Annotated in this window: 13 protein-coding genes; 6 read left to right on the top strand and 7 right to left on the bottom strand. The window is 70.6% G+C overall.

What is annotated here, in order from left to right:
- The first annotated feature begins 136 nt into the window (after positions 1–136).
- Together ACFW16_RS27480 and ACFW16_RS27475 are read left to right on the top strand one after the other, a co-directional pair.
- Positions 137–1537, top strand: a complete 1401-nt coding sequence (locus ACFW16_RS27480) for an amidase (RefSeq protein ID WP_380311132.1) — start codon at positions 137–139, stop codon at positions 1535–1537.
- Positions 1538–1544: 7 nt separating this feature from the next.
- Positions 1545–2006, top strand: coding sequence for a YcgN family cysteine cluster protein (locus ACFW16_RS27475; protein ID WP_380311130.1), 462 nt, complete (start codon positions 1545–1547; stop codon positions 2004–2006).
- Between the two features lie 35 nt (positions 2007–2041).
- Here the strand turns inward: ACFW16_RS27475 and ACFW16_RS27470 are convergent, their stop codons facing one another.
- Genes ACFW16_RS27470 through ACFW16_RS27460 form a run of 3 tightly spaced genes read right to left on the bottom strand, consistent with a single transcriptional unit; the run spans position 2042 to position 4004 of the window.
- On the bottom strand, positions 2042–2641 hold the full coding sequence (locus ACFW16_RS27470; RefSeq protein WP_380311128.1) for a hypothetical protein: 600 nt from the start codon (positions 2639–2641) through the stop codon (positions 2042–2044).
- Complete coding sequence (locus tag ACFW16_RS27465; protein ID WP_380311126.1) at positions 2638–3270, bottom strand: hypothetical protein; 633 nt, start codon at positions 3268–3270, stop codon at positions 2638–2640. Before ACFW16_RS27465 ends, ACFW16_RS27470 begins: the two co-directional genes overlap by 4 nt.
- The gene (locus tag ACFW16_RS27460) at positions 3267–4004 is read right to left on the bottom strand and encodes a MotA/TolQ/ExbB proton channel family protein (RefSeq protein ID WP_380311124.1); all 738 of its coding nucleotides are present in this window, start codon (positions 4002–4004) and stop codon (positions 3267–3269) included. The genes ACFW16_RS27465 and ACFW16_RS27460 overlap by 4 nt, the downstream gene beginning before the upstream one ends.
- Before the next feature lie 188 nt (positions 4005–4192).
- On the opposite strand from ACFW16_RS27460, the gene ACFW16_RS27455 reads away from it, so the two are divergent.
- Both ACFW16_RS27455 and ACFW16_RS27450 read left to right on the top strand, forming a co-directional pair.
- Positions 4193–5584, top strand: a complete 1392-nt coding sequence (locus tag ACFW16_RS27455) for a histidine kinase (RefSeq protein ID WP_380311122.1) — start codon at positions 4193–4195, stop codon at positions 5582–5584.
- Positions 5581–6258 (top strand): response regulator, encoded by a 678-nt coding sequence (locus ACFW16_RS27450; protein ID WP_380311120.1) that lies wholly within the window; start codon positions 5581–5583, stop codon positions 6256–6258. Before ACFW16_RS27455 ends, ACFW16_RS27450 begins: the two co-directional genes overlap by 4 nt.
- Here the strand turns inward: ACFW16_RS27450 and ACFW16_RS27445 are convergent.
- Genes ACFW16_RS27445 through ACFW16_RS27435 form a run of 3 tightly spaced genes read right to left on the bottom strand, consistent with a single transcriptional unit; the run spans position 6210 to position 8528 of the window.
- Positions 6210–6998 (bottom strand): ABC transporter permease, encoded by a 789-nt coding sequence (locus ACFW16_RS27445; protein WP_380311118.1) that lies wholly within the window; start codon positions 6996–6998, stop codon positions 6210–6212. The genes ACFW16_RS27450 and ACFW16_RS27445 overlap by 49 nt on opposite strands.
- The gene (locus ACFW16_RS27440) at positions 6995–7726 is read right to left on the bottom strand and encodes an ABC transporter permease subunit (RefSeq protein WP_380311116.1); all 732 of its coding nucleotides are present in this window, start codon (positions 7724–7726) and stop codon (positions 6995–6997) included. Before ACFW16_RS27440 ends, ACFW16_RS27445 begins: the two co-directional genes overlap by 4 nt.
- 7 nt (positions 7727–7733) lie before the next feature.
- On the bottom strand, positions 7734–8528 hold the full coding sequence (locus ACFW16_RS27435) for a transporter substrate-binding domain-containing protein (protein WP_380311114.1): 795 nt from the start codon (positions 8526–8528) through the stop codon (positions 7734–7736).
- A gap of 174 nt (positions 8529–8702) precedes the next feature.
- On the opposite strand from ACFW16_RS27435, the gene ACFW16_RS27430 reads away from it, so the two are divergent.
- Positions 8703–9614, top strand: coding sequence for a homocysteine S-methyltransferase family protein (locus ACFW16_RS27430; protein WP_380311112.1), 912 nt, complete (start codon positions 8703–8705; stop codon positions 9612–9614).
- Between the two features lie 28 nt (positions 9615–9642).
- On the opposite strand, the gene ACFW16_RS27425 is transcribed toward ACFW16_RS27430, so the two are convergent.
- Positions 9643–10479: a LysR substrate-binding domain-containing protein gene (locus ACFW16_RS27425; RefSeq protein WP_380311110.1), complete on the bottom strand. Its 837-nt coding sequence runs from the start codon at positions 10477–10479 to the stop codon at positions 9643–9645.
- Between the two features lie 153 nt (positions 10480–10632).
- Here ACFW16_RS27425 and ACFW16_RS27420 point away from each other — a divergent pair, with 153 nt between their 5' ends.
- Positions 10633–11286: a hydrolase gene (locus tag ACFW16_RS27420; RefSeq protein WP_380311108.1), complete on the top strand. Its 654-nt coding sequence runs from the start codon at positions 10633–10635 to the stop codon at positions 11284–11286.
- Positions 11287–11409 lie beyond the last annotated feature (123 nt).

The following is an 11409-nucleotide window of genomic DNA, read 5'->3' as shown; positions in this document are numbered from 1 at the left end:
CTCCTCGAATCCTGCCGTCAAGCCATAGCGCGGCAACGCCCGCGGCGGAAGCATGCGCCTCTTGATTAGGCCGCCGGGGCGGTGATGATGGGCACGGCACCCTTGCGCCACCCCACAGCGACCCGGGAGACCCCGCGTGACCGATCCGGCCCTGTTGTCGGCAGCCGAGCTGTCGAGCCTCTATGCCGCCCGCGACCTGTCCCCGGTCGAGGCGGCGCAGGCCAGCCTCGACCGGATCGAGCGGCTGAACCCGCAGCTCAACGCCTTCTGCGGCGTCCATGGCGAGGAGGCGCTGGCCTCGGCGCGGCAATCCGAAGCGCGCTGGCGCGAGGGCCGGCCGCTGAGCCCGATCGACGGCGTGCCGACCTCGGTGAAAGACCTGGTCCTGGCCCGCGGGTGGCCGACGCTGCGCGGGTCGAAGACGGTCGACCCGGCAGGCCCCTGGGACCAGGACGCCCCGTCGGTGGCGCGGCTGCGCGAGGCCGGGGCGGTGCTGGTCGGCCGCACTACCACGCCGGAATTCGGCTGGAAGGGCGTCACCGATTCGGCGCTGACCGGCATCACTCGCAACCCCTGGGACCCGACGAAGACGCCCGGCGGCTCCTCCGGCGGCGCGGCGGTGGCGGCGGCTTCCGGCATGGCGGCGCTGAACATCGGCACCGACGGCGGCGGGTCGATCCGCATCCCCGCCGGCTTCACCGGCATCTTCGGGCTGAAGCCCAGTTTCGGCCGGGTGCCGGCCTATCCGCTGAGCCCCTTCGGCACGGTCGCCCATATCGGGCCGATGACCCGCACCGTGCGCGACGCGGCGCTGATGCTGTCGGTGCTGTCCCGGCCCGACCCGCGCGACTGGACCGCCCTGCCCTTCCCGGTCACCGATTTCACCGACGGGCTGGAGGACGGCGTCCGCGGCCTGCGCATCGCCTACGCCCCGACACTCGATAACGCGCCGGTCGATCCGGAGGTGGCGGCCTCGGTCGCCCGGGCGGCCGAGGTCTTCGCCGGGCTCGGCGCCCGAGTGGAGACGGTGACGCTGGACCTGCCCGGCACCGGCCCTATCTTCCGCGCCCACTGGTTCGTCGGCGCCGCGACCCTGCTGTCCTCGATCCCCGAGGAGAAGCACGCGCTGATCGACCCCGGCCTCCGCGCCGTAGCGGCCGAGGGCGCGGCGATCCCGCTGCTCGACTACACCAAGGCGACGCTGGCCCGCGGCCGGCTGGGCGTGGCGATGAACCGGTTCCACCAGGACTGGGACCTGCTGCTGATGCCGTCGCTGCCGATCCCCGCCTTCGCCGCCGGGCAGAACCTGCCGGAGGCGCCGGACGGTTCGACCTGGGCCAATTGGACGCCCTTCAGCTATCCCTTCAACCTGACGCAGCAGCCGGCAGCCAGCGTGCCCTGCGGCTTGACCGCATCAGGCCTGCCGATCGGCCTGCAGATCGTCGGCCCGATGTTCCAGGACGCGCTGGTGCTGCGCGCCGCCCGCGCCTTCGAGGCGCTGCACCCGGCGCCGCTGCCGCCGCTGGCCCGCCCGTGACCGCCTGATGGCGACCGAAAGCAAACCCTTCTGGCGCCGCAAGCGCCTTGACCAGATGACCCGCAAGGAGTGGGAGTCGCTGTGCGACGGCTGCGGCCGCTGCTGCCTGCACAAGCTGCGCGACGCCGACGAGCCGCCGGACACGCCCAATGTCGACTACACCGACATCGCCTGCAAGCTCTTGGACACCCACAGCTGCCGCTGCACGCATTACCCGACCCGCCGGCGCTACGTGCCGGACTGCGTGCAGCTGACGCCGAAGAACGTCGACCATCTCGGCTGGATGCCCTCGACCTGCGCCTACCGCCTGCTGTCCGAGGGCCACGACCTGTACTGGTGGCACCCGCTGGTCTCCGGCGACCCGGAAACGGTGCACATCGCCGGCATCAGCGTGCGCGGCAAGGTGATCTCCGAGACCGAGGTCGAGGAGGACGAGTACGAATACCATATCGTCGAGTGGCCGGCCTGAACGGCCGGCGGGTCGAATGGCCGGCGTGAGCCCTCTCAGGGCAGATCCTTCCGCGGCAGCACCGGCTTGGGCAGGGGCGCCAGCTCGACCGATTTCGACTGCCCGCCGAGGAACTCCGGGTCGAGCAGCCCGCCGCCGGAGGGGTCGCCGCCCGGCGGCGCCCCGGCGTTGACCGGGCCGATCACCCCGGCATTGGGCGGCGGGTTGCCGAAGAACTGCGACCGGCCGCCCTGCGGGTTGCCCTTCTCGATCTCCGCCTGCGCCGCGGACACCCGGCCGGCCAGCTCCCGCGAATAGGGCAGCAGATAGGCCCTGGGCACGCCGCTCGGCAGGTTGGCGTCGTCCAGTTCCTCCAGCCAGAGATGGATGGCGCCGGGCTCGCCATGCGCGGGATTCGGCTCCAGCACACGGGTCCACAGCAGCTGGAACCGGTCCGGCACCGCCACCGGCGCCGACCAGCCGAGCAGCCCCTGGGTGGCGAAGAACACGACGACATAGAAGGCGCTGGCGGCCAGGATCGCGGCGATCTTGACCAGCCGCCGGACCGGCAGCCAGATCAGCACCGCGAGCAGCAGCACGCTCAGCAGCACATAGGCCAGGGACAGGCCGAGAACGCCGGTCTGCAGCGAGGTCATCGGCCGTTCTTCCAGCTGTTGTGGAAGGTCTGCAGGATCGACCGCTGGGTGTGGCTGGTCTCCGCCACCGCGCCCGTCGCATCCAGGGTGAAGCGCACCGCTGTCCTCTCCTGCCCGCCCTGGTCGAGATCGACCGTCTCCTTGGCGACGATCGTCACCGACGGGTTGAGCTTCTGGACGGTCACCGTCACCGGCACCGCCTGCCCGGTCAGCGCCGCGAAGTGGTAGACGTTGACCGTGTATTCGCCGGCGACGATGCCGCGGATGCTGACCAGCTCCTGCCGGGTGGCCGTCGGCACCTTCCGCCCGTTCACCAGCACGAAGTCGTTGACGCCGCCGCGGTCGTCGCGGTCCAGCAGCATGAAGCCGGCCTCGCGCCGGCGGAACCAGACGATGTTGCCGAGCGGGTCCTGGACGAAGATGTCGAAATCGTCGGGATGGTTGTCCGGCCAGTCCAGGCTGATCAGGAACTCGGCCTTGCTGTCGACCTTCCCCTCCTTCGCCTCCGGTGCTGCGATCAGCAGCGCGACGAAGAACAGGAAGGCCAGGATCTGCAGCGCCTTGAACAGCACCACGCTGAACGGGTCGAAGGCCTCGTCGCGCGGCAGCAGGTCGAAATCGTCGATCATTCGGCGGGCGCCCGGGCTTCCAGCGCCGAGACGACATGGACCTCGGTGAGGTCGACCGCGAAGGCGAAGATCCTGGCCGTGGCGCTGTCCAGCAGCGCGTACTGGATCTTGAGCAGGACCGATCCCGCCAGCCCGACCAGCGTGGTGTACATGGCGACCGCCATGCCGTCGCTCATCAGCGACATCGACGACCGCACCGCCTCGCGGTTCTCGGTGTCCAGCCCGGCGATCGGCGCCAGCATCATGATGAAGCCGATGATCGTGCCCAGCAGGCCCAGCTTCATCAGCGTGTCGCTGGCGAAGGCGCCGAAGGCGTTCGATCCGCGCAGCCGGCTGGCGAGGACCCGCAGCAGCAGCGTCTGGTCGAGCCGCTCGGCGCCCTGCAGCGCGGCCTTGGTGACGAGGTCTCGGATATGGATCGAGACCAGGCCGGGCGGCAGGGCGTCCTTCCCCTCGGCCAGGACCCGGCGGCCGTTCCCGACCACGGCCTGCCCCGCCTTCAGGGCCGCATCGCCCTCCCGCGAGATCGCGAGGACACGCCACAGGCAGTGCAGGCTGCTGGCGATATAGAGCAGCGCGATGGTCAGCGAGATGTGGGTCGGGTCGCTGGCCACCATCCGGCCGATCAGGCCGAAATACCACAAGAGGACGAAGGCGAAGAGGCTCACGCCGGTGAAGATCAGCCAGGGCAGCAGCGGATCGCGTCCGGCCAGTTCGACTCTGCGCTCGCTCATGCGAAGGCTCCGGCAAATCGTCGACGATGGCTCGGAGCCTATCGGCGGAGCGGAGGGGAAGGCCTGGGCACCGGTCCCGAGTGGCGTTGGGCAATATGCCCGAGCTGCGCCGTAGCCGGCCTCCGCGCTTGCCAGGCCGGGGCGCGGGCGACCAGTATCGGCAAGATCCCTTCGTGCAGGGGCGGCCCATGAACCTTTTCGTTCATCTCGTCTTGCGCCTTGCCGCGGTCGTCCTGCTCTGCCTGGCCTGCGCCGTCGGCTGGGTGCTGGTCGACACGCACCGCGCCATCGAGACCGAGGCGGCGGCCTCCGCCGAGCGGGTCGCCGGCACTCTCGAGACGCTGTACTGGCGCGAGCTGCTGTGGCGCGGCGGGATGCGCCGCGAGCATCTGGTGCCGGTCCCGGACTGGGAGACGCTGGCGACGATGAAGGTCATCTCGCCCGGCGTCTGCGTCACCTTCGCCCCCGGCAGCGAGGCGCCGCGGCGTCTGTGCAGCCAGCTGGAGACGATCGGCGATCCGGCGCCGTCCTGGTTCCGGGCCGTCTACGACCAGCTCTTCGGCCCCTATGCCCGGACCGAGCGGCCGCTGTCCGCGCGGCAGCCCCTGGCCGGCGTGGTCACCGCCGAACCGGATCGGGGCGCCGCGATCCGCCAGGCCTGGCACCAGATCGATGTCGTACTCAGCGTCGCGGCGCTGCTGGCCGCGGGTATCGGTGTCCTCGCCGCCCTGTGCATCGGCCATTCGCTGATGCCGGCCCGGACCATCGTCGCCGGCCTGCAGCGGCTCGGGCGCGGCGACTACAGCTACCGCCTGCCCCGCACTCGCACGGCGGAGTTCGACCAGATCTCCCGCGCGGTGAACGACCTGACCGCCCGCCTGGCCGAGACCACGGCGCAGCGCGTGGCGCTGACCAACCGCCTGTTCCAGGTGCAGGAGGAGGAGCGCCGGGCGCTGGCCCGGGACCTGCATGACGAGTTCGGCCAGTGCCTCGCGGCGGTCGGTGCCCTGGCCACGGTGATCGAGCTGGAGGCGGCGGACCGCCCCGACCTCGCCAAGGACGCGCGCTCGATCCGCGACACCAGCAGGCGGATGGCCGCGACGCTGCGCGGCGCCCTGGCGCGGCTGCGGTCGCAGGAGGTCGAGGAGCTCGGCCTGGAGGCCAGCCTGGCCCAGCTCGTCGCCGGGTGGAACGCCCAGAAGGACCGGCAGGCGGCCTTCCATCTCGACATCGTCGGCAGCCTCGCCGGGCTGCCCGAGGCGACCAGCCTGAGCATCTATCGCATCGCCCAGGAATGCCTGACCAACGCCGCCCGCCACGGCAAGCCGCGCGACGTCCGCCTGCAGGTGCAGCGGGTCGACGCGGAGGGCCGCGACGCCGTGGCGGTCAGCGTCGAGGACGACGGCGGCGGCACCCTGTCCCGGCTGAACTGGGCCCCGGGCTACGGCATTCTCGGCATCCGCGAACGGGTCACGGCGCTGGGCGGCAGCCTGTCGATCAGCCAGGCGCGGTGGGGCGTGCGCGTCGCCGCCCTGATCCCCCTGCTGCCGGCCGGACCGGCCGCGGCGGCTCCGGCGTGACCGAGCTGACCATCCTGCTGGTCGACGACCATCCCATCGTCCGGGAGGGCTACCGGCGGCTGCTGGAGCGCACGCCGGGCTACCGGGTGGTGGCGGAGGCGCATGACGCCGCCTCCGCCTATCAGGCCTACCAAAAGTCCAGGCCCGACGTCGTGGTCATGGACCTGTCGCTTCCCGGCGTCGGCGGGATCGAGGCGCTGCGGCACATCCGGCAATGGGACCGCGACGCGCGCATCCTGATCTTCACCATGCACGGCGGCGCCGGCTTCGCCCTGAAGGCCTTCGAGGCCGGCGCCGCCGGCTACGTCACCAAGGGCAGCGACGCCGCCGAGCTGGTCAACTCGGTCGCGGTCGTGGCCCGGGGCGGCCGGGCCATGAGCGACGACGTGGCCCGGGAGATCGCCGCCGAGCGCCTGTCCCGCCCGAGCTCTCCGCTGGACGAGCTCAGCCCGCGCGAGACCGAGATCCTCCGCCTCGTCGCCTCGGGCTGGTCGGACGAGGAGATCGCGACCCTGCTGCATCTCAGCCTGAAGACGGTCCGCAACTACCACTACCAGATCAAGGCGAAGCTCGGCGCCCGCACCGACGCCCATCTGGTGTGGCTGGCCATGGGCATGGGCCTGGTTCAGGCGGAGCCGCCGTCGGGCCTCGGGATGGCCGGCCTGCCGCGATAGGCCGTCCTCCGGCCGCCAGAGCCGTCGTGCCGCCCGGGCGGCGCGGGGCGCAGCTGCGGGTTCAGCCGCCGCTCGACCCAGCCGCAGGCCAGGGTCAGCAGCCCGACCAGGACGATGTAGATCAGCGCCGCGCCGATCAGCGGCTCGTAGACGCGGAAGCTCCGGCTCCGGATGGTGTTGGCGGTGCCCAGCACATCGAAGACGGTGATGGTCGAGGCCAGGACGGTGGATTTCAGCAGCAGCACCGCCTCGTTCGCCAGGGCCGGCAGGCACAGCCCGACCGCCCGCGGCAGCACGATCCGGCGGAACGCTTGGCCGCGCGTCATGCCGAAGGCGCGGGCGGCCTCGACCTCGCCCTCCGGCACGCCGCGGATGGCGCCGCGGAACAGCTCGGCGACATAGGCGGTCTCGTTCAGCGACAGGGCGACCAGGGCGTACCAGAAGGCGTCGCGCAGATAGGGCGCCGCCCAGCCCTGCCGCATCCAGCCGGCCGGCACCAGATGGCCGAAGCCGTAGTAGAGGATGTAGATCTGCACCAGCAGCGGCGTGCCGCGGATCACCAGCGAATAGCTGCGCACCGCCCAGCGCAGCGGCTTCGGCCCCCAGGCCATCGCCAGGCCGAGCGGGATGCCGAGCAGCAGGCTGGCGGCGGCGCTGAGGCCGAACAGCGCCAGCGTCACCGGGATCGCCGCGACCAGCGCCGGCATCACCTGGTCGAGCAGGAAGGGCAGCGAGATCATGCCGGCTTCCGCAGCCCGCGGCTGGCCCGGCGCTCCAGCACGTCCAGGAGCAGCAGGGAAACGAGGCTGAGCAGCAGGAAGGCGCCGGCGGCGACGGTGTAGAAGAACAGGTAGTGCTTGGTCGCCGCCGCGGCCAGGCTGCTGGCCTTCAGGATGTCGGCGAAGGCGCCGAGCACGCTGACCAGCGCGGAATCCTTGGTCGCGTTGAGCCAGATGTTGCCCATCGCCGGCAGAGCGTGGCGCAGCGCCAGGGGCAGGCTGACGCGCCGCAGCACCAGCCGGCGCCCCATGCCGAGGGCGCGCGCCGCCTCGACCTGCCCCGGCGGCACCGCCTGGAAGCCGGCGCGCAGCGCCTCGGTCATATAGGCGCCCTGGATGAAGCCGAGCGCCGTCACCGCCACCACGAAGGGGTCGAGCTCGACCGCATCGCCGGCGAAGCCGAGCGCCTGCAGCGCCGAGGCCAGCAGCGCGGTCCCGGCGAAGAAGGCGATCAGCAGCAGCAGCAGCTCCGGCAGCGCCCGGATCGTCGCCGTGTAGAGCCCGCCGAGCAGGCGCGGCACCCGGCCGCGCGCCAGCTTCAGCCTGGCGCCGGCGAGCCCGAACAGCAGCGCCAGCGCATAGGAGCAGGCCGAGATCTCGACGGTCAGGACGAAGGCATCGAGCAGCTGCCCGCCGTAGCCCCCGTCCCCGAAGGACAGGAGCGACAGCAGCGACGGGTCGGCGGTCACGAGAGCCTCACTGCGGCTTGGTGATGGCCTCCGACAAGCCCGGATACTTGGCGGTGATCGCGTCCCACTCCCCGCTCTGCACCACAGCGCGGATGGCGCCGGAGACGGTCTCGCGCAGGGCGTCGTCGCCCTTGCGCAGGCCGCCGCCGACACCCTCGCCCAGCACCGGATCGGCCGGGCAGATCGACTTCACCTCGAAATCCGCGCCCTCGGCGGAAGCGAGGAAATGGCCGAGCGTGCCCTTGCTCTCCTGGACATAGTCGACCCGGCCGGCCGTCAGATCGGCCAGGGCGTTGTCGAGCTTGTCGTAGGTCTTGATCTCGGCCTTGCCGGTGAAGCGCGCCTCGACGAAGGCGGAATGGTTGGTCCCGGCCTGGACCCCGATCACCTTGCCGGAGAAGCTGTCCGGCTGGGCGCAATCCACCTTCGTCGCATCCTCCTTCGGGCCGATGAACAGGGTCTCGCTGCCGTGATAGGGCGCGGTGAAGTCGATGACCTGGCGTCGCTCGCCGGTGATCGTCATCGACGACCAGATCAGGTCGATGCGGTTCTGCTGCAGCGACGGGATCAGCCCGTCCCAGGCGATCTCGGTGATCGGGCAGTCGGCGCCGAGCTGGCGGCAGACCGCGCCCAGCAGGTCGATCTCCCAACCCACCCATTTGCCGTCCGGCGCCTTCGAGAAGAAGGGCGGGTAGGATTCGGCGTCGAGGCCGATCCTGATCGTCGATTGGGCGTGGGCGGCGCCGCCCCACAGCAGGGCGGCGGCGAGGGCGGCCGAAAAGATCTGTCCGAAGCGCGGCATCAGGGGTCCTGGGATTGTGGGGAGTTCGGCGTCTCGACGCCCGGCTGTGCGTGCCCGGGCAAAGAACATGGCACATCTGTTGTTGATGCCATTTGACCGAATTTCCATCGCAGTAATATAAGTCCGACGATATGGCAAGGCCCTCGGCTCCGGGCCGGCGCGGAAGGATTCGACATGTCAGGACTCGACGTGACGCTGCTGGATGGCGGCATGGGACGGCAACTCGCCCGGATGGGGGCGCCGTTCCGGCAGCCGGAATGGTCGGCGCTGGCGCTGCTGGAGGCGCCGGAGACGGTGCGGGCGGCACACGAGGCCTTCATCGCCGCCGGGGCGCAGGTGATCACCACCAACAGCTATGCGCTGGTACCCTTCCACATCGGCGAAGAGCGTTTTGCTGCACGGGGGCTGGAACTGGCCGATCTGTCCGGCCGGCTGGCGCGCCAGGCCGCGGCCTCGGCCGCCGCCCCGGTGCGGGTGGCGGGATCGCTGCCGCCGCTGTTCGGCTCGTACCGGCCGGACCTGTTCGAGCCGGAGCGCGCGCCGGAGCTGGCCCGGGTCCTGGTCGAGGGGCTGGCCCCGCATGTCGACCTCTGGCTGGCCGAGACCCAGAGCTCGATCCGCGAGGTCGCCGCGGCCGCCGCGGCCGTGGCCGGGCACGGCAAGCCGCTGTGGATCTCCTTCACCATCGAGGATGAGCGGCCCGAGCCCGGCGCGCCGCGGCTGCGCTCGGGCGAGCCGGTCGAGGACGCGGTGCGGGCGGCGCTCGACCTCGGCGCCGAGGCGGTGCTGTTCAACTGCAGCCAGCCCGAGGCGATGGGCGACGCCGTCGCGGCTGCCGCGCGGGTGATCGGCGCGGCCCCGGCCCGGATCGGCGTCTATGCCAACGCCTTCCCGCCGCAGCCGGAGGACGCCGCCGCCAATGACGGTCTGTCGGAGCTGCGGGCCGACCTCGACCCCGACAGCTATCTCGGCTGGATCCGGCGCTGGGTCGGGCTCGGCGCCTCGCTGGTCGGCGGCTGCTGCGGCATCGGGCCGGAGCACATCGCCCGCATCCGCGCGGCGCTGCCGGAGCTGTCGAAGGCCTGAAGGCAGCCGGGCCCCGTCTCGAGCCCCCTCACCGGGGCGGAGCCGGTTCGCAATACTCGATCAGCAGTTCGGTGAGGACCCGTATCTTCCGTGCGGGATGCTGACCTGGCGGGCGGACGACATATGCACCGGCCGGAGGCGGTGGATGACGTGTCATGACCGGCACGAGCGCGCCGGAGGCCACATGGTCATGGGTGAGGCAATCGGGCAGGTACGCGATCCCGAGTCCTGCTGTTGCGGCGGCAACCAGAGCCATGCCGTTGTCGGCCTTGAAGCGCCCCTGCGGACGAACCGTGATGATCCTGTCGCCATCCATGAGCTGCCAGCTTTCGGTGCCCTGCATGAGAGCCTCGTGAGCGGCGAGTTCCTCCGGCGTCTCGGGCGACCCGTGCGCCTCGATGTAGTCCGGGCTCGCGACGAGCTTCCCGTAGATCGGTCCGACGCGTCTTGCGATCAGGTTGGAGTCCTGAAGGTAGCCGACCCGGATCGCACAATCATAACCCTCTGCGATGAGATCGACGAAGCGGTCGCTGTAGCAGGTGTGGATCTGGAGCCGGGGGTGGCGGCGCGCCATTTCCGCGAGGATGGGAGCGAAGTGGGTCGGGCCGAAGGAAAGCGGCACGGCAACCCGCAAGCGGCCGCGAAGGTCGCCGGCGGGCAGGATCGTTTCCCTGGCCACGTCGATCTCGGCGCAGACTCGGGCGGCATAGTCCCGGAACGTGGCCCCTGCTTCCGTGAGAGCGGTGCCCCGGGTGGTCCGTGCAAGAAGCTGGACACCCAGTTCCGCCTCGAGCCGGAGCGCAGCAGGCGAAACTCCCCCGGCATCAGCCACTTCCACGAAGGTCCGCAGCTCTTCGATGTCCATTTGGCGTTCCCCTTTCCGCGACACAGCTTCACATGAAAGGGTGCTACTGCATCTCGAACGGAAGCGGCAATACAGGCCCCAGGCAATGTCGCCCCTGGCGCATGTCTCCCGCAAAACCAATGCCGCTGATGGGCGGCAGCAAAGGATGCAACGATGACCTTTCGTAACGGCCTTGCGTCGCTCCTTCGTCCCGAGGACTCGGTACTCGTTCTGATCGACCACCAGCCCTACCAGCTCACGAACCTGAACAGCCACGATCCGCAGGCGGTGGTCAACAATTCGACGGCTCTGGCGAAGGCCGCCAAGGCCTTCGGTGTCCCCACCATCCTGACCAGCGTGATCGCTGATCGGGGCGGCCTCATCTTCCCGCAAATCACCGATGTGTTCCCCGGTCAGGAGGTGATCGACCGGACGTTCATCAACACCTGGGAGGATCGAAAGGTGGTGGATGCGGTCAAGGCGACAGGCCGCAAGCAGCTGATCATCGCCGGCCTGTGGACCGAGATCTGCGTCGCGATGCCGGTGATCCACGCTCTCGGCGAAGGCTGGGATGTGACGGTCATCACCGACGCCTCGGGAGGGACTTCGGTCGAGGCCCACGAGGTCGCCATCCAGCGCATGATCGGGGCCGGCGCGAACATGATGACCTGGCTGGCGCTGGCGTCGGAATGGCAGCGGGACTGGGCCCGGACCGATCACGCCGCAGAGCTGACGGACGTGCTCAAGCACCATGCCGCCGGCAGCGGCATCGCGTACCTGTGGGAGCAGCAGTTGCTCAACACGCCGGTGCCGGGCACCGCAGGATAATCTGAGCGGGGGTGCGGAGGTTTTCGGGGTCAGCATCCGGTGAGGACCGCAGTGTGGTCTACTGCGAGGATCCGGGCTTGGGCGGAGCGAGGCCGGCAGCGCGCCGGTCGGCGATGATCTCCT

This window comes from Inquilinus sp. NPDC058860 (assembly GCF_042743185.1).
Taxonomy (GTDB): Bacteria; Pseudomonadota; Alphaproteobacteria; order DSM-16000; family Inquilinaceae; genus Inquilinus.
This window is presented reverse-complemented; position numbering and strand designations above follow the sequence as displayed.